This window comes from Gordonia sp. AC31, assembly GCF_031844505.1.
Taxonomy (GTDB): domain Bacteria; phylum Actinomycetota; class Actinomycetes; order Mycobacteriales; family Mycobacteriaceae; genus Gordonia; species Gordonia hongkongensis.
Window position 1 is genome coordinate 115,164 of sequence record NZ_JAUZVK010000006.1, and the last position, 21,430, is coordinate 136,593.

19 protein-coding genes are annotated in these 21,430 nt (G+C 67.4%); 12 read left to right on the plus strand and 7 right to left on the minus strand.

The window, feature by feature from the left end:
• Positions 1 to 25 precede the first annotated feature (25 nt).
• Entirely contained in the window at positions 26 to 1,195 is a 1,170-nt protein-coding gene (locus Q9R39_RS09505) for an NAD(P)-binding domain-containing protein (protein WP_078113440.1), read from the minus strand.
• 53 nt (positions 1,196 to 1,248) lie between these two features.
• On the opposite strand from Q9R39_RS09505, the gene Q9R39_RS09510 reads away from it, so the two are divergent.
• Entirely contained in the window at positions 1,249 to 1,980 is a 732-nt protein-coding gene (locus Q9R39_RS09510) for an enoyl-CoA hydratase (RefSeq protein WP_058251581.1), read from the plus strand.
• 12 nt (positions 1,981 to 1,992) lie between these two features.
• Here Q9R39_RS09510 and Q9R39_RS09515 read toward each other — a convergent pair whose 3' ends face one another.
• Positions 1,993 to 3,087, minus strand: coding sequence for an XdhC family protein (locus tag Q9R39_RS09515; RefSeq protein WP_165630386.1), 1,095 nt, complete (start codon positions 3,085 to 3,087; stop codon positions 1,993 to 1,995).
• Between the two features lie 535 nt (positions 3,088 to 3,622).
• Here Q9R39_RS09515 and Q9R39_RS09520 point away from each other — a divergent pair.
• Positions 3,623 to 3,817 (plus strand): hypothetical protein, encoded by a 195-nt coding sequence (locus Q9R39_RS09520; protein WP_165630385.1) that lies wholly within the window; start codon positions 3,623 to 3,625, stop codon positions 3,815 to 3,817.
• On the plus strand, positions 3,818 to 5,353 hold the full coding sequence (locus tag Q9R39_RS09525; protein WP_311277390.1) for an AIPR family protein: 1,536 nt from the start codon (positions 3,818 to 3,820) through the stop codon (positions 5,351 to 5,353).
• A 194-nt stretch (positions 5,354 to 5,547) separates the two neighbouring features.
• Here the strand turns inward: Q9R39_RS09525 and Q9R39_RS09530 are convergent, their stop codons facing one another.
• Genes Q9R39_RS09530 through Q9R39_RS09540 form a run of 3 tightly spaced genes read right to left on the minus strand, consistent with a single transcriptional unit; the run spans position 5,548 to position 8,760 of the window.
• A complete protein-coding gene (locus tag Q9R39_RS09530; protein WP_165630383.1) occupies positions 5,548 to 6,879 on the minus strand; it encodes a D-arabinono-1,4-lactone oxidase in 1,332 nt (443 codons plus the stop codon).
• Positions 6,867 to 8,153 carry an alanine racemase gene (locus Q9R39_RS09535; protein ID WP_083229462.1) on the minus strand — a complete coding sequence of 429 codons (1,287 nt, stop codon included), beginning with the start codon at positions 8,151 to 8,153 and terminating at the stop codon, positions 6,867 to 6,869. The genes Q9R39_RS09530 and Q9R39_RS09535 overlap by 13 nt, the downstream gene beginning before the upstream one ends.
• A complete protein-coding gene (locus tag Q9R39_RS09540; protein ID WP_165630382.1) occupies positions 8,137 to 8,760 on the minus strand; it encodes a TetR/AcrR family transcriptional regulator in 624 nt (207 codons plus the stop codon). Before Q9R39_RS09540 ends, Q9R39_RS09535 begins: the two co-directional genes overlap by 17 nt.
• 194 nt (positions 8,761 to 8,954) lie before the next feature.
• On the opposite strand from Q9R39_RS09540, the gene Q9R39_RS09545 reads away from it, so the two are divergent.
• Genes Q9R39_RS09545 through Q9R39_RS09555 form a run of 3 tightly spaced genes read left to right on the plus strand, consistent with a single transcriptional unit; the run spans position 8,955 to position 12,999 of the window.
• Complete coding sequence (locus Q9R39_RS09545) at positions 8,955 to 10,139, plus strand: MBL fold metallo-hydrolase (RefSeq protein WP_165630381.1); 1,185 nt, start codon at positions 8,955 to 8,957, stop codon at positions 10,137 to 10,139.
• Complete coding sequence (locus Q9R39_RS09550) at positions 10,136 to 12,649, plus strand: HAD-IC family P-type ATPase (RefSeq protein WP_311277391.1); 2,514 nt, start codon at positions 10,136 to 10,138, stop codon at positions 12,647 to 12,649. Before Q9R39_RS09545 ends, Q9R39_RS09550 begins: the two co-directional genes overlap by 4 nt.
• Before the next feature lie 53 nt (positions 12,650 to 12,702).
• Complete coding sequence (locus Q9R39_RS09555) at positions 12,703 to 12,999, plus strand: antitoxin (RefSeq protein WP_058251574.1); 297 nt, start codon at positions 12,703 to 12,705, stop codon at positions 12,997 to 12,999.
• Between the two features lie 12 nt (positions 13,000 to 13,011).
• On the opposite strand, the gene Q9R39_RS09560 is transcribed toward Q9R39_RS09555, so the two are convergent.
• Complete coding sequence (locus tag Q9R39_RS09560; RefSeq protein WP_311277392.1) at positions 13,012 to 13,632, minus strand: DNA-3-methyladenine glycosylase; 621 nt, start codon at positions 13,630 to 13,632, stop codon at positions 13,012 to 13,014.
• Between Q9R39_RS09560 and Q9R39_RS09565 the strand changes: the two genes are divergently transcribed.
• The 6 genes from Q9R39_RS09565 to Q9R39_RS09590 all read left to right on the plus strand — a co-directional run bounded on the left by Q9R39_RS09565 (position 13,610) and on the right by Q9R39_RS09590 (position 19,557).
• Positions 13,610 to 14,047 carry an SRPBCC family protein gene (locus tag Q9R39_RS09565; RefSeq protein WP_058251681.1) on the plus strand — a complete coding sequence of 146 codons (438 nt, stop codon included), beginning with the start codon at positions 13,610 to 13,612 and terminating at the stop codon, positions 14,045 to 14,047. The genes Q9R39_RS09560 and Q9R39_RS09565 overlap by 23 nt on opposite strands.
• A 113-nt stretch (positions 14,048 to 14,160) precedes the next feature.
• Positions 14,161 to 15,912 (plus strand): substrate-binding domain-containing protein, encoded by a 1,752-nt coding sequence (locus Q9R39_RS09570; RefSeq protein ID WP_058251573.1) that lies wholly within the window; start codon positions 14,161 to 14,163, stop codon positions 15,910 to 15,912.
• A 65-nt stretch (positions 15,913 to 15,977) separates the two neighbouring features.
• On the plus strand, positions 15,978 to 16,544 hold the full coding sequence (locus Q9R39_RS09575; protein ID WP_137810899.1) for an FMN-binding protein: 567 nt from the start codon (positions 15,978 to 15,980) through the stop codon (positions 16,542 to 16,544).
• Positions 16,545 to 16,582: 38 nt separating this feature from the next.
• Complete coding sequence (locus Q9R39_RS09580) at positions 16,583 to 17,428, plus strand: FAD:protein FMN transferase (protein ID WP_311277444.1); 846 nt, start codon at positions 16,583 to 16,585, stop codon at positions 17,426 to 17,428.
• On the plus strand, positions 17,425 to 18,999 hold the full coding sequence (locus Q9R39_RS09585; protein WP_311277393.1) for an oxidoreductase: 1,575 nt from the start codon (positions 17,425 to 17,427) through the stop codon (positions 18,997 to 18,999). The genes Q9R39_RS09580 and Q9R39_RS09585 overlap by 4 nt, the downstream gene beginning before the upstream one ends.
• Positions 19,000 to 19,008: 9 nt before the next feature.
• A complete protein-coding gene (locus Q9R39_RS09590; RefSeq protein ID WP_311277394.1) occupies positions 19,009 to 19,557 on the plus strand; it encodes a molybdenum cofactor biosysynthesis protein in 549 nt (182 codons plus the stop codon).
• A 166-nt stretch (positions 19,558 to 19,723) separates the two neighbouring features.
• Here the strand turns inward: Q9R39_RS09590 and Q9R39_RS09595 are convergent, their stop codons facing one another.
• Positions 19,724 to 20,983, minus strand: coding sequence for a DUF222 domain-containing protein (locus Q9R39_RS09595; protein WP_311277395.1), 1,260 nt, complete (start codon positions 20,981 to 20,983; stop codon positions 19,724 to 19,726).
• Positions 20,984 to 21,430 lie beyond the last annotated feature (447 nt).

The following is a 21,430-nucleotide window of genomic DNA, read 5'->3' on the forward strand; positions in this document are numbered from 1 at the left end:
ACAACACCTTGTCAAGTGGTGACAACTACGCCGTGTTCCCAGAAGAGCGTAAGGGCACCCCGAGCAGCTCGGCCGCGACCCGTGCCGCCTCCCGCCCGGCGCGATTGGCCCCGATCGTCGAGGCCGACGGGCCGTAGCCGAGCAGTTGGATCCGGGGATCGGCGTCGACGACCGTCGCGAGGCGGCCGGCCATCGTGATGCCGCCACCCGGCGCGCGCAGGCGTAACGGGGCGAGATGGTCGATGGCGCTGCGAAAACCGGTGTTCCAGAAGATGACGTCGACATCCAGGTGCTCCGGGACGTCCGGGTGATCGGGGGAGTCGCCGGATGGTCCGTCGCAGTCCCAGCACACCCCGGTCTCGGTGATGCGTGTGAACATCGGGCGCCACGCGAGGATTCCGTCGCGCTGCGCGGCCGCGATCGCGGGGGTGAGTGCCAGCCCGGTGACCGACACCACCGAGGTGGGTGGGAGCCCGGCGCGCACCCGCCGTTCGACGCGGGCGACGGCCTCGCGCCCCTGCTCGGGGGTGAACGGTTCCGGGTTGAAGACGGGCTCGCGCCGGGAACACCAGAACGTCTCGCTGCCGGGCGCCTCCCGGGCGATCTCGATCAACAATTGGATGGCGGAGATGCCCGCGCCGACGACCAGGACCCGCTTGCCCTCGAACTCCGCGGGCGAGGTGTAGTCGTGCGTGTGCAGCTGCCGGCCGCGGAAATCGGCGGCCCCGGGGATATGTGGGATGAACGGACGGTCCCAGGTGCCGGTGGCGTTGACGATGAGTTTCGAGGTGACCGACCCGCCGTCGCCCAGCTCGGCGCGGAAGCCGTCGTCCTCGCGGCGCACGGCGCGCACGTGCACGGGTCTATGCACGGTCAGACCGAACTTCTCCTCGTACCGCCCGAAGTACTCGGGGACGGCGGTGGCCGCCGGGAGCTCATCACAGTCCAGGCCGAGAGCCTCGACGAGGCCCCACCCCGGCAGGTCGTGGACGCGGTTGGCGGTGGCGAGGGTGAGCGTCGGCCACCGGAACTGCCAGGCCCCGCCGGGCCCGGGGGCGTGGTCGAGCATCTGGTAGCGATCGCCGAGGCCGAACCGCTCGAGAAAATAGGCCGCCGACAGTGCGGCCTGTCCGCCGCCGATGATCAACACATCCGAGTGCGGTGCGGGCGCTGCGCCGGCCGGGGAGATCTGCACGTCCCCACCTTGTCACGACGTGTCGAATGGGTGCGGTGGGTAGGTTGGGGCCCATGATTCACTCCACCACCGACGGGGCGGTCGTCACGATCGAGCTGGACCGGGCCGACAAGCGCAACGCCCTGAACGACGAGATGCTCGCCGGCCTGTCCGATGCGTTCGACGCCGCCCTCGCGTCCGGCGCGCGCGCCATCGTGGTGACCGGGCGGGGGCCGGTGTTCAGTGCCGGCGCCGACCTGTCCGGTCCCGTGTACGAGAAGGGCTTTCTCGACACCCTCGTCGGGACCCTGAAGAAGATCGAGTCATCCCCGGTGCCCGTGCTGGCGGCGCTGAACGGCTCCGCGATCGGCGCAGGATTGCAGCTGGCGATGGCCGCCGACCTCCGGGTGATGGCGCCGGATGCGATTGCGGGCATACCGGCGGCGAAACTCGGTGTCGCCGTTGATGAATGGACCATCCGACGCCTGGTGTCGCTGGTGGGGGCGGGGCAGGCCCGGGGGATGCTGATCGGGTGCGATCCGCTGACCGCCGACCGTGCGCACGCACTCGGGTTCGCCAACCGCATCGGCGACCTCGCCGACGCGCAGCATTGGGCGGACACGATCGCCGGCCTCGCCCCGTTGACGCTGCAGCATTACAAGCTCGTGCTGAACGGCGACGGTGCGCGCGACGCCGCGCCCGAGGATCGGGCGGCGGCGATGATGCGCGCGTGGGAGAGCGACGACCTGCGGGAGGGCCGTGCGGCCCGGGCCGAGAAGCGTCCGCCGCGGTTCACCGGGTCCTGACCCGGAGGGACGCTACCGGCGGTGGATCGGTCCGTCGCCGGCGTGCAGCGGTGCGCCGGTGGCGCCGTGCCGCTCGGCGATGAGTTGCGCCGAGATGGCGACTGCGACCTCGCCCGGGGTGTGTCCGCCGAGATCGAGGCCCAGGGGTGAGCGCAGCCGGGCGAGTTGGATGTCGTCGACGCCCGCCTCGCGGAGGCGTTGGTCGCGATCGGCGACCGTCCGCCGCGACCCGAGTGCACCGACGAAGCCGAGTTGCCGGCAGCCGAGTGCCACCTGCAGGGTCGGGACGTCGAACTTCGGGTCGTGCGTCATCACGCAGACCGCCGTCGACGGACCCACCCGGCCGTCCCGGATCTGTTCCGCCAGATAGCGATCCGGCCAGGAGACGACGACCTCGTCGGCGTCGGGGAAGCGTTCGGGGGTGGCGAACACCGGTCGTGCGTCGACGACCGTCACCCGCATGCCGAGGCCGGCCCCGATAGAACTGAGTGCACGCACGAAGTCGTTGGCGCCGACCAGGATCAACCGGGCCGGCGGCCCGAAGGTCTGCACGAAGGTCCGGGGACGTTCGTCGGACGGGGCATCGCAGTCGTCGACGCCGATGAGGCCGGTCCGGCCGGTGGCGAGGAGGTCGGCGACGTCGCGGTCGAGGCGGCGCCACGGCTGCTGTGAGGCGGCGGTGGCGAAGTACCAGTCGGTCTCGTCGGTGAGGGTCGTGGCCCACGAGACGGGTTCGCCGGCGTCGATCGCCGCCGCGAGTCGGTCGAGCTGGCCGCGCCGACCGCTGCTCGGTGCGACACGTTCGACGAGAACTTCGATCTGCCCGCCGCAGGTCAGACCCGGCGCGGGACTGTCGGGATCGTCGACGCCGTACTGTTCGACGATCGCGACCCCGTCGGTGAGGACGTCGCGGGCGGTGTGCACGAGAGCTGATTCGACGCAGCCACCGGAGACCGAACCGATCACGGTGTCGTCCTCGGTCACGATCATGGCCGCGCCGAGCTCGCGGGGTGCCGATCCCGACGCGCCGACGACCCGGCAGAGTGCGACCGGACGCGCGTCGTCGCCGTCGAGGAGTTCGGTCAGGGACCGCAGGACGTCGCGCATGTACTCCAGTGGACCAGAAGATCACCGTGCCGGCCAGGTGGCGGATGAGGACGTCGGAGTCGGCCCAGATCTCGAAACGTACGGGTCGGCTCTTTACGCAACCGGAGCGGCTCAGCGACGAACCCGAGGTGGCGCGGCTTGACACCCTTCTCATGCGAGTACCGCACGATAGCGACGTCAGACGACAGGACTGGCACTGTGAATTTTGGAACACTCTCGTTGCTGCGGCTCACGAGCACTCGCTGCTCGGGCTCACGGGCCTAATCAAGGAGGCCTCCGCGAGATGTCTGACGTTGGAGGCGTGGTGCAGGTAACCATTGGGTTGGTCGGCAAGTGCCCGACGGTCGTTCGCGTCTGCTGAAGGCGGGTCGCTGCCCAAGAACGAAGTAACGAGTCCTGCGTTCGCGCGAGTAGGTTCCGTGCGAAGCCAAAGGGAGCCGCGGTAGGACGACTCCCATATCTGTGTCCTCGCCGGGTACAGTACCAGTCACTCCGATTGCAGGGGATTGGCGATGAAAGGACGACTGTGCACCGAGTGGTCGAAGCGCACCTAAAAGACTTCGTCGAGAAGTTCGATGCCGGGGGAGACCAGTCGAAGCAGTTCGAAGCATTCGTCAATTATTCGATTTTTCGAAAGTACTGCGGGGATCAAATCGATCCCGGTGAGCTTGTGTACGAGGGGGACGATCCGGGGATCGACGGGTATATGACATTTGTCGATGAGGCGTAGGTGGCAAGTGTCGATGAGGTGGAAGACGCGCTAAAGTCGAGAAGGCGTGATGCAAGTGTTTCCGTCGTATTTACTCAGGCGAAGACCGCTGAGTCCTGGAAGAAGTCGGAAATATCCACGTTCCAGGCCGGTATCCTCGACTTCCTGTCAGATGATCATAAGTATCCCCATGCGGAATATTTGGAGAACGGGCGAGAAGTATTCGATGAGGTGTTGAGCAAAGTCGGGCGGATCCGAAATGGCAAGCCGAACGCTCGAATCTACCTTGCGACCACGGCCCGCGAATCTTCTGATCGTGAAATAATTGCGGCTATAGACTCATTGCGCACTTCAGTCGAGGACACCGGGTTATTCCACGAAGTCGATGCGGTTCTGATAGACCGAGATTTGATCGTCGAATTGTGGACGTCATCCGATGGATCCGTAGAAGCAACCCTTAAGCTGCTCGGAAACGCGCCTTTCCCGGCTACCTCAGGTATCGACGAAAGCTATGTAGTTACAGTGCGGGCGCAAGATTTCATAAGTTCTATACTGTCCGACAAGAACGGTAAACTGCGGCAACGAATTTTTGATGAGAATGTTAGAGACTTTATTGGCGTAGACTCGGACGTGAATGCTGAGATGGGCACCACCCTGAATGATGAGCCTAGGCAGAAGCGGTTTGGGATACTGAACAATGGGGTGACAATTATCGCTCCGGATGTTCGATTGTCGGCGTTCGAGATGTACCTCCGTGATTTCCAGATTGTCAATGGCTGTCAAACTTCTAACGTGCTGTTCCGCAACCGGGACATCGTTGACGGTGATGCAACTCTGGTGCTAAAGATTGTTGAGACCTCGGACCCTTCGGTGGTCGACGATATCGTTCGCTCCACTAACCGTCAGACGAAAGTTGAAGAGTCGCAATTCTTAGCCACACTGGATGCGATCAAGATGATTGACCGCTACTTTGTGGCCAGGGCGGAGGACGATGAATATCAACTATTCTTTGAACGTCGTACCGACCAGTTTAGCTCTCACGAAGATGTGAAAGCCATCAGAGTCTTCGATATCCGGGAAATTGCACGATGCGTTGCCGCCATGTTTTTGGATAAGCCAGATCTCGCTAGTCGATACCCCAATCGGTTGACAGGGGAGATGCGCGGTCTTGTCTTCGATAACACGTATCGCGAAGAAGTTTTCTATGTCGCAGCTTACACCCTATATCGCATCCGACTACTGCTTGCAAATCGGAAGATCGATGGCCGCTTCGTCAAATTGCGATGGCACATATTGATGGCGGTGCGCTACTACGTCTGCGGTGATTCGATTGCCAACCTCTCTTCCCCGAAGATTGAAACAAGTGCCCGAAAGATCCGAGAATTCATCGAGGACGGCAGTGACAAGCGTATCGCAGAACTGAATGCGTTGTGCGCAGCTATTGTCGATATCGACGAAATTACTCGCGACAAGGTAAAGAGTTCGGCGCTCACTGCAGATGTAAAGCGACGTGCAATCGAGTCGCGCAAAAACGCTGGGAAGCGACAATCGTTTTGAGGGGTGTGACACGGTTGCGAACTCTGGGCGCCCGAGCTGCCTCGACGATCCGACGATGCTAGTCATCATCAGGTGCCAGGCGGGTACGGCGTGCTGCCCTAGCGGTTACTGCGCGCTTTGCGAGATCGCTCCGTGAACGAAGAGTGAGACAGTTGTGCTGATCGGGCGCTGGATACGGGCCGCGACACCGTTCACTAGTCGCCCAGCACCCGCCGCAGGTAGTCGTTGGCGAACACGCGGGACGGGTCGTATCGGTCCCGGACGGAACGGAATTCGTCGAACCGTGGATAGACGCCGCGTAGATACTCGGCGTCGCGGGTGTGCATCTTGCCCCAGTGGGGCCGGCCGCCGAGACCGGTGAGGATGGCTTCGACGTCGGCGAAGTAGGCATCGGAGTCGGCGGGATCGTCGCGGTGATAACGGTGTACGGCGATGTAACCGCTGGTGCGTCCGGAGGCGGTGGAGAGCATGAGGTCATCGGCCGCGGCGGCGCGGACCTCGATGGGGAAGCTGACGAGGTGGTCGCGCCGGTCGAGGAGGGCGCGGATCTCGCGCAGCGCCTCCGGCACGGCCTCGAGGTCGACGGCGTACTCCATCTCGCGGAACCGGACGTCGCGGTCGGAGACGAAGACCCCGGTGGAGGAGTCGGTGAACTCTCGTGCGGAGAGCGCGCGACCGGTGACCCCGTTGATCGTCGGCACCAATCGCGGCGCGCGCGCACCGATCTCGCACAGCAGACGAAGGGCCTTGTTGCTCAACAGTTCGTCGTCGATGTAGCGCTTGACGCGCGACGGCCCGGTGACCGGGGCGTCGGGACCGACCCGCGTGTTCGTCTTCACCAGAGCGCAATTGGTGTGCGGGAACAGGTAGAACTCGTGGTGGTCGGTGGTCGCGACGCGCTCGTGGAAGGCGGCGATCGCCGCATCGGCCGTCTCGGGACCCTCGACCGCGTGCAGCCGGAACTCGTCGACACAGTCGATGGTCAGTTCCACAACGACCCCGAGCGCGCCGAGGCCGAGTGCGACGGCCTGCATGTCGGCGTCGTCGGCGGTCACGGTGACGATCTCGCCGGAGCCGGTGACGATGGTCGCGCCGACGATCTGGGTGCTGATGCCGCCGAAGGCGAGCCCGGTGCCGTGGGTTCCGGTCGAGGTGGCGCCGGCGATCGTCTGACGATCGACGTCGCCGAGATTGGTCATCGCGAGTCCGAAAGGTGCCAGGATCCCCGGGATCTCGTGCAGGTGCGTGCCGGCGCGCACGGTCACTCGATGGCCGTCGACCGCGACCAGACCACGCAGGCGCGACAGGTCGAGTTGAACGTCGTCGGCCACGGCGATGGGGGAGAAGCTGTGTCCCGCGCCGACGGTCTTCACCGTGCCGCCGCGCGCGGCCGTCTCCCGGACGATGTCGGCGATCTCGGCGGCACTCGCCGGGTGCCGCACCCGGTTCGGCGTGCAGGCCGCGGTGCCGCCCCAGTTGCGCCAGCCGGGCGCCGAACGCTCAGCGGTCCTGCTCACAGGAAGCACCTGCCCTCTCCTCGGTAGGTCGGTACGACCTCATCGACCACCGCGTGCCCGGCGTCGTCGCGGCCGATGATCGCGACCTCGCGCGCTCGTTCGCACACCTCGCCGGACTTGGTGTGCCGGAACCACACCCGACTCCCGACGTCGATCTCGTCCGCGACCGCACCTCGCAGCGGGGTCTGCACCTCGCCGGCGGCCTCGGTACCGACGTAGGTGAGTCCGTGCGGCCACACGGGTGTGGGCAACCGGTCGGCAGCGGGCGGGCCGGACGCGATCCAACCGCCGCCCGCGCAGGTCACGACGCCGGGCGCCGGGCGGCGGACGACGTCGAGACCGAAGGACAGCGCGGGGGCGGGACGGAACCGCGCGTACCCGTCGAACAGGTGGCCGCCGAACAGGCCGCTGCCCGCGGCGATGTCGGTGACCGAGCGGTCGCGCGCGGTCTCCTCGAGGGAACCGGTGCCGCCTCCGTTGACGAACTCCAGGTCGGCGATCCGGCGCACGTCGTCGATCACCTTGCCGCGGCGACGGCGCAACTCGGCCATCGAACGTCGTTGCATCGCGCGAATCGCCCGGTTGGCCAACGCCTTACCGGGCGCCGCATCGGCCACCCCGGCCACCTGTGCCTCGTAGGACATGACCCCGACGAGATCGAAGCCGGCCCGTGCCACGATGATCCGTGCCAGCTCCAGTGCGTCACGACGGGAGTGCACCGGCGAGCGGCGAACCCCGATGTGCACCCGCCCGCCCAGTAGACGGTACGACGCGTCGAGGTCGATCGCGACGCGGATCGGCGGCCGGGCGGACGGAGGCACGACGGCGTCGATGAGGTCGAGTTGGTCGACGGAATCGACGAGCACGCTCACCCGACGGGTCGCGACCTCGTCGGCGGCCAAGGCCGCCAGTGCATCCCGCCGCACACTGGGGTATCCCATCAGCACGTCGTCGATCCCCGAGGTCGTGGCGAGCCAGTGTGCCTCGGCGACGTCGTAGGCGAGCACCCCCGCGAAACCGGCGCGCGCGGTGATGTCGTCGATGACCGAGCGGACACGGACGGATTTCGTGGCCAGGCGGATCGGGACACCCGCCGACCGACGCGTGAGATCGGCGACGTTGTGCTCCAGGGCGGCCCGGTCGAGTGCGAGGACCGGTGCGTCGAGTCCCGCGTCGGCGACCGCTTGATCAATTGCCGCCCAATAGGATTCGGGATCACTCAGCCACGGCGCGGGCGTCGGCGTCACCGGTGCCGCGTCGGGCGCCTCACCCGAAGCTGACATGGGTCATGAGCTGATCGGTGATCGAGCGGATGATCGCGTCGACGACCTTGTCGTCGGCGGTGCTGAGGTAGACGAGCGTGATCGAGTTCGTCGCCGCGATGATCAGCGGACCGAGGTCCTCGACCGGCGTCATCCATTCCATGGGCGTCAGGTCGGCCATCGACTGCAGTCCGGCCGAGGCCACCCGGTAGAGCTGCTCGTACATGTGTTTGCCGACCTGCTGCAGCTCCGGGTGATTGTGCGCGTAGATGCCGAGTGCGATGGTCGCCTGCATCCGGCCGGGATCGGCTTTGAGCAGGTCGTAGAACGCGTGGAACTGGCTCACCATGCTCGACCGCATCGTCTCCACGCCCGGCTCGGGTCCGTAGTCGGCGGCGGGCAGCACCGCGTGCAGCATGCGCTCGATGTCGGTGGGGACCGCCGTCTCCATGACCGCACACAACAGTGCGGTGCGACTCTCGAAGGCATAGTGGAAACTTGCGAGCGGCATGCCGGCGTGGGCGCAGATGCGACGCGTGGTCGCGCCCTCGACCCCATGGTCGGCGATCACACGGTACGCCGATTCGAGAAGCGCGCTTCGACGTTGGTCGACGGACATCCGTGCCACTGCGGTATCTTCCTGACCACATGCGCCGGCGCATGCTCGGGTGGACAATACGCCGCAGCCTATCAGTGCCGGTGAGGCGCATAATGCCGTTCACCCGGAAGAAATCGCAGATCACACCGGCGACGGTCGGGAGGCGTGCGCCGCACGGCGCGACCGCCGTCTGCCCGGGGTGACGCCACCGAACGCACTACTGTGTGAACGTGACCTCCACGACCGGTAGAAAAGGCACCAACGACCTGCGCCGCGACGTCCTCGCGCGTGCGGGTTCGGCGGGAGTGGCGGTGTCCGACGCCGTCGTGGCGCGGCTCGCCGCCGAGGGACTCGGTCCCGCCCGCGCGCTGGGCGCCTCCCGCGACCAGATAGCGCCGCACGTGCGGCGGAGCCCGCATCTGCGGAACGGCGCCTTCGTCAACCCGGAACCCCCGTCGATCGCCGATCCGAGCCTGCAGGTCCTCACCGACATGGCCCGGCGGCCCGGCCGGCCGCGCCGACCGGTCATGGTGACGGTCCCACGCTTCGAGGCCCCCGGCGACCTCGCCGTCACCTGGCTCGGCCACGCCACCGCCGTCGTCGACATCGACGGCGCGCGGGTCATCACCGATCCGGTCCTCAGCCGCCGCTGCTCGCCCAGCCAACTCGTCGGGCCCGGACGCATGCACTCCGCCCCACTGGCGCCGTCACAGTTGCCGCCACTCGACGTCGTCCTGATCAGTCACGACCACTACGACCATCTCGACATGGACACCGTCGTCACGATCGCCGACACCCAGCCCGACGCGGTGTTCGTCACGACGATCGGGGTCGGCGCGCACCTGGCCTCCTGGGGGATCGCGGAAGATCGCATCCGGCAGGCGGATTGGTGGGATGAGGTGGTGGTGCCGACCGGCGCGGGCGAGCTGCGGTTCACCTGCGGTCCGGCGCGACACTTCTCGGGGCGGTGGCTGGAGCGGAACCTCACCCAGTGGGGCAGCTGGGCGATCACCGGACGGGAGCACAAGGTCTTCTTCTCCGGGGACACCGGCCACAGCGAGCGCTTCGCCGATGTCGGCGACCGACTCGGCCCGTTCGACCTCACCCTCATCGCCGTCGGAGCCTACGACGTGATGTGGCCGGACATCCACGTGAACCCCGAGGAGGCCCTGTCGATCCACCGGATGGTCTCGCCCGGTACGGGATCCGACTCGGTCTTCATCCCGATCCACTGGGGCACGTTCAACCTCGCGCGCCATCCCTGGGGGGAGCCCATCGCGCGGTTGCAGGCGGACGCCGGGCCGGACAAGCCGACGATCCTGGTGCCGCAACCGGGCGGTTCGATCGACCTGACAACGCGGACCGGTAGCGGTGTGGCACAACCCAATTGGTGGGAGGCTTCGGCGTGAGCTCGCCGACGGAGATCGCGGACGCCGGCCTGACCGCGACCGAGGTGGCGCAGCGGGTCGCGGCCGGCCAGGTCAACGCGCTGCCCGACCGGTCCGGCCGCAGTGTGGCCGACATCGTCCGCGCGAATGTCTTCACCCGGATCAACGCGATTCTCGGGGTGCTGTTCGCGATCGTGGTGTTCACCGGATCGCTCATCAACGGCCTGTTCGGACTGCTGATCATCGCCAATTCCGGGATCGGCATCATCCAGGAGGTCCGGGCCAAGCGGACGCTCGACAAGCTCGCGATCGTCGGCCAGACCCGACCCCGGGTCCGGCGCGATGGCGAGGTCACCGAGGTACCGCCGGACGAGGTGGTGCTCGACGACATCATCGAGATCGGTGCCGGCGATCAGATCGTCGTCGACGGCGAGGTCGTCGAGGCCATCGCCCTCGACGTCGACGAGTCACTGCTCACCGGCGAGGCCGACCCGATCGACAAGGACCCGGGAGACGCGGTGCTGTCGGGCAGCTTCGTGGTCGCCGGCGGTGGCGCGTACCGCGCCACCAAGGTCGGCGCCGATGCCTACGCGGCCCAGCTCGCGGCCGAGGCGTCGAAGTTCACGCTGGTCTCCTCCGAGTTGCGCTCCGGCATCGACCAGATCCTGCGGGTGATCACCTGGTTGCTGATCCCCGCCGGCGTCCTGACCATCGTCAACCAACTCTTCGTCAGCGACAACGGGTTGCGGCGGTCCCTGCTCGGCATGGTCGCCGCGCTGGTGCCGATGGTGCCCGAGGGGCTCGTCCTGATGACCTCGATCGCCTTCGCGGTGGGTGTGGTGCGGCTGGGTCAGCGACAGTGTCTGGTGAACGAACTCCCGGCCATCGAAGGGCTCGCGCGCGTCAATGTGGTCTGTGCGGACAAGACCGGCACCCTGACCGAGAACGGGATGCGGCTGGCCGAGGTGCGTTCCCTCGGAACGGTGCCCGCCGAGACCGCGGGACAGGTGCTGGCCGCGCTCGCCGCACACGATCCGCGGCCCAACGCCAGCATGATCGCGGTCGCCGAGGCGCATCCGGTCGCGCCCGACTGGGCGGTGACGGCCATCAAACCGTTCACCTCGGCCACCAAGTGGAGCGGGATGTCGTTCCGCGGGAGCGGGGCCGGCCCGACCGCCGGGATCGACGACGGGCACTGGCTCATCGGTGCGCCCGACGTCCTGCTCGACCCGCAGGGCGAGACGGCCCGTCTCGCCTCCGACATCGGCGCCGCCGGACTCCGTGTCCTGCTGCTGGCGTGCACCGACGTCCCCGTCGACACCGAACCCGCGCCGGGTCAGGTCGCTCCGGGAACCGTCTCCCCGGTCGCACTCGTGGTGCTCGAACAGCGGGTCCGGCCCGATGCGCGCGACACGATCGACTACTTCGGACAGCAACATGTCGCGGTGAAGGTCATCTCCGGGGACAACGCCCGGTCGGTGGGGGCGGTCGCCGCGTCGCTCGGGCTCGGATCGGCCGAGTCCTCGGTCGACGCGCGCGAGTTGCCCTCAGAAACAGGCGAACTCGCCGACGTCGTCGAACGGGGCGTCACGTTCGGGCGGGTCCGGCCGGATCAGAAGCGGGCCATGGTGAAGGCGCTGCAATCGCGGGACAACACCGTCGCGATGACCGGCGACGGCGTCAACGACGTCCTCGCGCTCAAGGACGCCGACATCGGCGTGGCGATGGGCTCGGGCAGCTCCGCCGCCCGGTCGGTGGCGCAGATCGTGTTGCTGGACAACAAGTTCGCGACCCTGCCGTATGTGGTGGGCGAAGGTCGGCGTGTGATCGGCAACATCGAGCGCGTCTCCAACCTGTTCCTCACCAAGACCGTGTACGCGGTGTTGCTCGCGCTGTTCGTCGGCGTCGGCGGACTCCTCGGCGCGCTGTTCGGGTCCGACCCGCTCAGTTATCCGTTCCAGCCGATCCACGTGACCATCTCGGCGTGGTTCACCATCGGCATTCCGGCGTTCGTGCTGTCGCTGGCCCCCAACAACGAGCGGGCCCGGCGTGGTTTCGTACGGCGGGTGCTGCTCAGCGCGGTGCCCAACGGCATCATCGTCGGCCTGTGCACCTTCGTGACCTACGTGATCGTCAACCCCGGCGGCGCCGGGGTCGAGGTCGGCGGGGATGCGGTCGACCTCTCGCCGGCGCAGACCCAGGCCGCCACCGCGGCGTTGATGACGCTGATCGCGGTCGCGGTCTACGTGCTCGCGGTCGTCGCGCGGCCCTACAACTGGTGGAAGATCGTCCTGCTGGCCGTCTCGGCCGGCGCCTATGTACTGATCTTCGCGTGGCCGTTCACCCAGGACCTGTTCCGGCTCGACTCGTCGAACTGGGGGATGAACACGGTGGCCCTGCTCTCGGCGGCGGTCGGCATCGCGTGTGTCGAGGTCGTCTCACGGGTGGCGCCCCGATGGGTCGCCACGCATGACAACGATCAGCACGGGGACGAAGCGCAGGTCAGCGGGGTGCTCACGTCCGACCGATAGAATCTGCGGCAAGTGGCCGGAAGGTGTCCGGCACGTCGATCAGAGGAGACGTCATGGATCTCAAGGGACTCGTCAACAAGGCCAGGGCCACGCTGCAGAAGAATCCGAGCCTGATCGAGAAGGGCGGCGACGCCATCGACAAGGTCACCAAGAACAAGTACTCGGGTCAGGTGGACAAGGCGCAGGATGCCGTGCGCAAGGCCGTCGGCGCGCCGGGACAGGGAAACCCGGGACAGACTCCGCCGACCAATCCCACCAACCCCGGGGAGCCGCTACCGGGTCAGCAGAGCCCGCAGCCCCAGAATCCCCGGCCGCAGAACCCCCAGCAGCCGCAGCACCCGCAGCGGTAGTCCGAGTAGTTCTCAGAGCTGCGCCCGCGGATGTCGGCGATACGCCGACACCGTGGGTTCGGCGTCGATCCAGAACCGCCACGCCAGGTCGGCAGCGCGGCGGACCCCGACCCGAGGCCCCGCGACGACGCGTTCCCCCGGAAGCGGTGCCCCGGGGTCGAGGGTGACCGGGGTCGACGGGTCGGCGAGATCGGTGTCGAGGTCGGCCATCGTGATCCCGAGGGCGCGGCACAGGTTGCCCGGCCCGCTGGCGAGCTTGGCGTCGGGGACCGGCTCCGAGCGCGTCGCACCGCGCCGGGCGCGTGCGAGGTCGACGCCGTCGACCACCGCGCCCGCGCGCAGCAACACCGCCGCAGCGGGTCCCGGCCCGGCGACGACGACGTTCGCGCAATGGTGGCCGTGGATGCGATAGACGTACAACCGTCCCGGGGGCCCGTACATGATCTCCGAGCGGGCGGTTCGGGTGTAGGCATGCGACGCCGGGTCGTCGGGACCGGCGTACGCCTCGACCTCGGTCAGCCGGATCGTCACCCCGTGCCCGGTCACCCGCGAGCCCAGCAGCGAACGTGCCTGTTCGGCGGCGGAGGCGGGGGCACTACTCTCTTGGGTCATGGCGAAGACGAGTGACTCCATCGGCGTTGATCTGTCACCGGAAGATACCTGGGCCGCGGCATCGGATCTCTCGCGGTACAGCGAATGGCTGGTGATCCACGAGACGTGGCGCAGCCCGATCCCGGCGTCCGCCGACCTTCGCAAGGGCACCGAGGTCTCCTCGATCGTGCGGGTCAAAGGCACCCGCGTCCGCTTCGACTGGGTGGTCGAGAAGTTCGAGCCGGTCTCGCACGTCCGCCTCAAGGGCAACGGCAAAGGCGGGGTCAAGGCGAAGCTGGATCTGGGCATCGCTCCCACTTCCAGCGGATCGGAAGTAACCTTCACTGTTGATCTGGGTGGGCTGCCGCTGATCGGGCCCGTGGGTAAGACCGCGGCCATGGCGGTGTCGGGGGATCTGCGTAAGTCGCTGCTGAAATTCCGCGAGGTGTTCGGCTGAGCCACGCGTGAACACGCGGGCCGCGACCGCCGATGCGTCGATGTGTCGTGCGGCGACCACGCGAGAGGCGGGTCTGCAGACCGCCGCCGTACGAGGGGAACGGGAAAAGAACAATGGGGCGTCACAGCTCCGGCGCCGATCGCGCCGGAAACGAGTGGAACGGGAACGACCGGTCGGGTGGGGCGGTTCCGCCACGCGCCCAGACTTCATCGGACAGAGGCAGGTCGAACGATGCCCGGTCGGGAAGCGATGACGACTTCGGCTTCGAGCACCGCAACACCGATGGGGGCCGCCGCGGGGGATGGCTGTGGGCGGGTGCGGTCCTGCTGGTCGTCGTAGCCCTGGTGACCGGCGTCATCATTTGGCAGACGGGTGCGGGTGGCTGCGGGGACCGGACTCGGGTCGCCGTCGCGTCGGACTCGGCGATGACCGGTCCGCTGCGCGAGGTGGCGCGGCAGGCGTCCGCGGACTCGTGTTTCGACTACGACGTGCAGACGGCCGCGGGTGCGGATGTGCCCGGCCTGCTCACCCAGGGTGCAGCGGCTCCGGACCTCTGGGTCGCGGACTCGCAGGTGCAGGCTCGCCGGGTGACGACCCAGGTGCGTCGTGACCTCGATATGGTGTCGCCGTCGATCGCGTCGACCCCGACCGTCGTCGCCGGCACCGACGTACCCGAGCTGGGCACCTGGGTCGAGGTCATGAAGTTGCCTGATCTGCGAACCGGCAGCCCGGTGGACACCAGCACCGGCGACGCCCCGATCATCGGTGCTCTCGCCGCGGTCGACTCCGGCGAGCTCGCCGACGAGGACTTCACCGAGGCGATGACCATCCTCGCCATCCAGCAGAACAATGCGCGCCTGGCCAACGACAACGAGGGCACGCGTCTGAACCTGGCCAACACCTCGGGCGTCCCGGTGGTCACCACCGAGCAACAGTTCGATCTGTTCATGCGCACGCACCAGGGTTCGCAGTTGACGTCGACGATCCCCGCGGCGGGCACGGTCATGCTCGACTATCCGCTGGTCAACACGGCTCCCGCGGCGCGCCAGCAGGCGGCCGCCGACGCCGGGGCGGCCCTCGTCACCGCGCTGAACACCGATGCCGGTCGCGCAGCGCTGGCCGACTCGGGATACCGCGACACCGACGGAAACGGTGTCGGTCAGCCGGTCAAGGAACTGGAGCTGCGCGACCCGTCGTCCGTCGACAAGGCATTGCGGCAGTGGCAGGTACTTGGTGTGCCGATCCGCTCGCTGGTCGTCCAGGACACCTCCGGCTCGATGGAGACACCGGCCGGCGGCACCACCCGGGCGGACCTGCTCATCGACGCCTCCCAGACCGGACTCAAGCTCTTCCCCAACAACACGATGATCGGCGGCTGGGCGTTCAGCGTGAACAAGGGCGGGCCCGGACAGGACTGGGAGGAGCTCGCCCCGATCCGCCGCCTCGATGCCCGCTCGGGAAGCGGTACGCATCGGGACGCGCTCGGCCGGGCCGTCGAAGAGGGGTTGTCGGACCTCGGGGGCGGGACGGGTCTCTACGACACGACCCTCGCGGCATTCAAGAAGGTGCAGGACACCTACGACCCGAACTACTCCAACAGCGTCATCATCATGACCGACGGTCAGAACGAGGACCCGGACAGCATCACGCTCGACAATCTGCTCGCCGAACTGAAGCGCCTGGAGGATCCGGCACGACCGGTGCTGGTGCTGACGATCGGTATCTCCGACGATGCCGACTCCGATGCGCTGAAGCAGATCGCCGAGGCCACGGGTGGCACCACCTACGTCGCGGAGAACGCGGCCGACATCCGCACCGTCTTCGTCGACGCCATCCAGGCGAGGGTCGCAGCCGCGGGACGCTGAGACCGTTCGGAACGCGCCGCGGCCGTCGCCGGGACCAATGGCCGCGCAATCGGCACAATTGGCGCATGACGCACACCCCAGAGCCAACCGAGACCCTCGACCCGAGCACGATCGCCGAACCGGGCCCCCGTTCTTCGCGCCCGTCCCGCAGCCCGCGGGGATCGTCCGTCCTCGCCCGCACCGGCGGGGTGGTCGCGGCGATGGCGGTGGTCGGACTCGTGGCGGGCGCATGCTCGTCCGAGGACTCCGGGTCGGACGACTCGGCCACCGGCACGACGACCGGCGCCGCGACGGGCAGCTCCGCTGCCACCGAGGCCGCCGACGCGGGCTCCGGCGAGTACGAGGACGGCGAGTACACGGCGCGCGGTGAGTACATCTCGCCGGGTGGTCCGCAGAGCGTCGGGGTCACCGTCACGTTGTCGAACTCGGTCATCACCGCCGTGTCGGTGGACACCAGCCAGACCAAGGGCCCGTCGCTCGAGTACCAGGGCAAGTTCGCCGGCGGCATCTCCGACGTCGTGGTGGGCAAGAACATCGACGAGATCGAGGTCGACAAGGTGTCCGGCTCGTCGCTCACCTCCGGCGGTTTCAACGAGGCGATCGAACAGATCAAACAGGAGGCGCAGGCCTGACCTCCGTCGGCACCGCGCACCACTGGGCGTTCGATGCGATCGGCACCCGGTGGACGATCAGCACCCCGGAAACACTTCCCGCCGATGTCGTCGACGCGGTGAACACCGAGATCGACCGGATCGACCGGGCCTGGTCACGGTTCCGGGACGATTCGACGGTCGCGCAGATGGCCAGAGAGGCGGGGCGATACCCGATCGCCGACTCCGACCAACCGCTGGTCGACTGGTACCGCCGTCTGTACGGCCTCACCGGCGGCGCGGTGTCGCCGTTGGTGGGGCGCACGCTCGCCGAGGCCGGTTACGACGCGGCGTACACGCTCCGCGCGTCGGCGCCGGTGCCGACGGCGCCGGCCTGGGAGGCGGTGATCGGTGAGCACGTCGGTGCGCTGGAGATTCGCGAACCGGCTCTGCTCGACGTGGGTGCGGCCGGAAAGGGATTCGCGGTCGACCGGGTGGCGGACATCGTCGGCGGCCACGTCGACGACTTCGTGGTCGACGCAGGTGGGGACATGGTGATATCGCCGCGTTCCCGCGGACTGCGGGTGGCGCTGGAGCATCCGCTGGACACGACGAAGGCGATCGGCGTCGTGTCCGTTGCCGGCGGCGCGATCTGCGCCTCGGCGAGCAATCGGCGGGTGTGGACCGACTGGCACCACATCGTCGATCCGCGTACCGCCTCGCCCGCGCGGGAGGTGTTGGCGACCTGGGTGATCGCGCCGTCGGCGATGGAGGCCGACGGCCTGGCGACGGCGCTGTTCTTCACGCCTGCAGCGTTCCTGCGCGGCGATTTCGACCATCACCGTGAGGGCTTTCATCACGTGACCGTCCGACGCAACGGGAGCGTCGAACACACCGCCATCCCCGGATTGGAGTTGTTCCTGTGACAACGCTTCTGCCGCAGCTGCTCTCGCCGATCGACGCGGCCCGGCGGCACCTGACCCCGTATCGGGCGGTGCTGTGCGGGCTGGTGGTGCTGGCCGCAGTCGCTTTCGTCGTCTCCGCGACCGATGCCGACTTCGGTTACGGGCGGGACGAATTGGCGGTGTGGCTGGTCGTCGCGGTCGGGGTCAGCGGGGTCGTGAGCTACGTCTGCGCCGGCGTGCTGCGGGTGCCGCCGAACTCGGATTCGTGGCTGATCACGGGACTGATTCTGTTCTTCGTCCTGCCCGGCGGCTCGGAGGACACCGCGGTCGCCACCGTCGCGGTGGGCGCCGCGATCGCCGCCGCGTCGAAATATGTTCTCGCGTGGCGTCGTCGGCTGGTCGTCAACCCCGCGGTCGCAGGTGCGGTCGGGTGTTATGCGCTGGCCTACGCCGGTGTCGAGGGCATCAGTTTTCCGTTCTGGTGGGTGGCCGCCGAACCGTTGCTCGTGCCGATGATCGTGATCGGCGCGGTGGTCGTGACGCTGATCCGGGAGTGGCGGTTGGCTCTCGTGTTCATCGGCGCCTCGCTGGTGACGATCGGGATCGTTGAGCTGGTCCGGGGTGGGCAGGATCTGTCGACGTGGATCGTCTCGAGCCCCATGTTGTTCGTCGCGGTCATCATGCTGCCCGAGCCGCTCACCTCACCCGCCACCGAGATCCACCGGCTCGTCTACGCGGCGCTGGTGGGTGTGTTGATGCACTGCCAGTACACGATCGCGATCACCGACGCCTACACGCTGGCCTTCGTGCCCGAGGTCGCGTTGCTGGTCGGATGTCTGTACGCGTTCCTCGTCCGACTGGTGTCGGGCACTGCGCGCCGGGTGCCGCTCGACGTCGTCACCGTCCCGGTGGCCGACCGAACCTACGCGGTGCGCGGTGAACCGGTCGGTGGCGCAGCGGTGTTCCGGGCGGGGCAGCGGTCGAGTGTCAGTGTGCCGCGGTGGTCGGCGCCGGTGTGGTCGGGTTCGCGGCGGGTCTTCTCGTTCGTGTCCGCGCCTCGGCAGCAACCGGTGGAGTTCGGCTTCAGCGTCGCCGCGGCGCCGTCGACCTACAAGGCAGCGCTGGTCGACGGCAGCGTACGCCGGGTCTACGTCGACGAGATCGGTGGGGACTTCGTGCTGCCGCGGTCGTTTCCGGCGACCGGATCGGTGGTGTTGATCGCCTCCGGGATCGGGATCACTCCGTTCGTGTCGATGGTGCGGGAGCTGGTGCAGTCGGGCCGCGATCTCTCCGGCCTGACCATCGCGCACGTGCTGCGAGATCAGGGGCGCGCCGTATACGCCGATGACCTGGAGAGCGCCCGGGCCGCGAACGCGCGCATTGCGGCCGTCGAGGCACCGGAACTAGCCGACGGGATCGACGATCCCGCCCGGCTGGCCGAACTCATCGGTCCCAGCGCTGCCGGCGCCCACTACTACGTGTCGGGTACGCCTGCGTTCGTCGAACGGACGTCGGCGGCGATCCGGCGCTTCGACCGTTCGACACACTCCCGGCCGTGGCGTGTCCACACCGACTCGTTCTCCGGATACTGAACGCGACTGATGGAGTTCGAATACCACTGCGAGATAGTCACCTTCGTCGTCTCGCCGAAGCATGCCTACTTCGGCAGACCGAAGGACGGCCCGGCCGACGAGGTCGAGACCCGCACCCCCGAATCGGTGGAGATCGTCGCCGACAAGGGGATTCGTGGTGATCGCTTCTACGGAATCCGGGCCCACACCGAGGCGGCCGTGACGTTTCTGGCGCTCGAAGCATGGATGGCGGCGGCGGCTGAGGCCGATCCTGTTCTGGCCCGCCGCAACGTCGTCGTGCGTGGTGTCGAGCTCGATCCCTTGCGGGGACGGGAGTTCGAGCTGGACACCGGGTCGGGTCCGATCCGGTTCCGCGGCGGACGCCCTGCTCATCCGTGTTCGTGGATGGACACCGTTGCCGGGGACGGGGTGCGCAAAGCCCTGATCGGACGTGGTGGACTTCGGACGCAACCGCTGACGTCGGGGACGCTGAGCGTCGGTCCCGCGGTCTTGCGCACCGACGTCGAACTCGACGCCGCCCGCGCCGCCGACCAGGTGCGGCGGGCGCAGCCGATGTAGCCAGGGGGCGACGATGGTCTGCCCCGCGGACTCCGTTCCCCTCTACATGTTGAGGGGAACGGAGCCGACTGCTATGTCTCTGTGGAGTTGTCAAGGGACGGATGCGGTCCCGGGGTGTGGCCCGGGTTCGGAAGGTGCTACGCGAAAGTGTGTGTCGGACGGCCGGTCAGGCGGCGTCGTCGAGTCGCATGGTGCGGCGGTTGTAGGCCGGTAGCGGTCGGCGGTGCGGGTCGATATTGGCGGGCGGGACGAGCCACGGGTGGCGGTCGAAACCCATGACAATGTCCCAGCCGTGATGGTGGACCTGGGTGTGGCAGCGTTGGCAGAGCAGGCAGCCGTTGTCGAGGTCGGTGGGTCCACCCTCGGCCCACGACTTGATGTGATGCACCTGCGTATGGGACGGCGGTGCACCACATTTGACGCAGCACGCGTCGCGGACGATGATCGCTTTGCGTAGGTGTGACGGATACAACCGGCGGGTGTGACCCATCTGTAGTGGTACGCCCTCACTATCGAGGATGATCTCCGTGAGCGAGCCGTCGCACGAGACCTGTTTCGCGGTGGCATGGCTGACCGATCCGGTCCACGGCAGCGTTGCGAGGTCTCCGGTCGCGGGGATGGTCAGCATCAATTGAGTGCGCGGGGAACCAACGGTATCGAGGGTAGCGCCGATCGCGGCTTGGTCGAGGATCAACTCGAAGGCGTCGGCGCGGCGTTGCTCGGCGGTGCGTCGATCTTCGGCGCCGTCGGGTTCGGGCCTGGGGCACGAGCGCTCATCGATCATCGTCAGGAACTTCTCGCCGACCACCTGGGTGAGCTCGGCGCGGACTTCGACGCGGCCGTCGTCGGTGGTGTGTGCGTTCACCGAGTTTAGCGATGAGTCGTCGGCGGCGGGGATTCCGGCGTCGGAAGCGTCGGCAAGGTCGTTGGCGATCGCGCGAGCATGCTTGAGTACTTGCGCCGGCGCCGCCCCGGACAGTGCCTGGGCGACGAGTTCGAGCTCATACCGTGAGCGCTCGCCCTCGGAAAGCGCCTCACCACAACGCTTGTCGATCTGGTGCATGCCTCGGACGATGGCGTCGACGATCTCGCCGGCCAGTCTCCCGTCGGCGGCGTGACGCGCCACCACGGGCAGCGCCGGTAGGGCGTTGACCCATCGCACGGTGCGAAGAGCAGCGGCCGGTGCGTGGCCGCTTTCGATTAGCAAATTCTTCGTGGTACCGCCGGTCTTCTGTGCGACGCCAAGTTCGTCGAGTTGCGCTGCGTGCGTAACGATCTGATGATCGGCGAGGTTGCGGATCAGACGCCAAATGTCGAGGGCGTCGAATGTCGCTCTGCCGGTTGGGTCGTCGGCGGGTGGGCTGATTTCGACGAGCTGATCGAGGAGCGTGGTGAGCTCTGGCATGACTTCAAGGTACAGGAACATTCGTTCGATTTCGAGGGTTTTCCACAGGCGCGAGACGCGAATTCATCCACGGTGCAGTGTTTTTCGTTGACTGCGCGTCGATTCGCATTGACTGTCCAGCAATCGTCGACAGTGGTCGCACTTCAGTCAGTCACGCATGATCTCGGATCCTGGCTCATATTCGATCGAGGCAGTTTGAGGGGATTCGGGCTGAGTTTCGTCGCGCGCCGGCGGTGTGGTGCTGCCAAGGAGCGCACTGGACCTCAGCCGGCAGGACTGTGTCGCGTATCTGCCCGAATTGTGACCGACAGACTTCAACTCGACTCCCAGACCTCGATCGAAGTCTGCCGGTCGAGTTGAAGTCTGGCGGTCGCCGGCCCACCGCTCTCAATAGTTGCCTGCTCGACCCGCGGGGCGGCTTTCCGCACTCCGGCAACCGCAGATCCAGCGGTTCGGAACAGGAAGCAG

Excerpts from the sequence above, each read along its gene's own strand:
- Q9R39_RS09510 (WP_058251581.1), top strand. The coding sequence starts at position 1,249 with ATGATTCACTCCACCACCGACGGGGCGGTCGTCACGATCGAGCTGGAC.
- Q9R39_RS09515 (WP_165630386.1), bottom strand. The coding sequence starts at position 3,087 with ATGCGCGACGTCCTGCGGTCCCTGACCGAACTCCTCGACGGCGACGAC.
- Q9R39_RS09535 (WP_083229462.1), bottom strand. The coding sequence starts at position 8,153 with ATGTCAGCTTCGGGTGAGGCGCCCGACGCGGCACCGGTGACGCCGACG.
- Q9R39_RS09555 (WP_058251574.1), top strand. The coding sequence starts at position 12,703 with ATGGATCTCAAGGGACTCGTCAACAAGGCCAGGGCCACGCTGCAGAAG.
- Q9R39_RS09565 (WP_058251681.1), top strand. The coding sequence starts at position 13,610 with ATGGCGAAGACGAGTGACTCCATCGGCGTTGATCTGTCACCGGAAGAT.
- Q9R39_RS09560 (WP_311277392.1), bottom strand. The coding sequence starts at position 13,632 with ATGGAGTCACTCGTCTTCGCCATGACCCAAGAGAGTAGTGCCCCCGCC.
- Q9R39_RS09570 (WP_058251573.1), top strand. The coding sequence starts at position 14,161 with ATGGGGCGTCACAGCTCCGGCGCCGATCGCGCCGGAAACGAGTGGAAC.
- Q9R39_RS09575 (WP_137810899.1), top strand. The coding sequence starts at position 15,978 with ATGACGCACACCCCAGAGCCAACCGAGACCCTCGACCCGAGCACGATC.
- Q9R39_RS09590 (WP_311277394.1), top strand. The coding sequence starts at position 19,009 with ATGGAGTTCGAATACCACTGCGAGATAGTCACCTTCGTCGTCTCGCCG.
- Q9R39_RS09595 (WP_311277395.1), bottom strand. The coding sequence starts at position 20,983 with ATGTTCCTGTACCTTGAAGTCATGCCAGAGCTCACCACGCTCCTCGAT.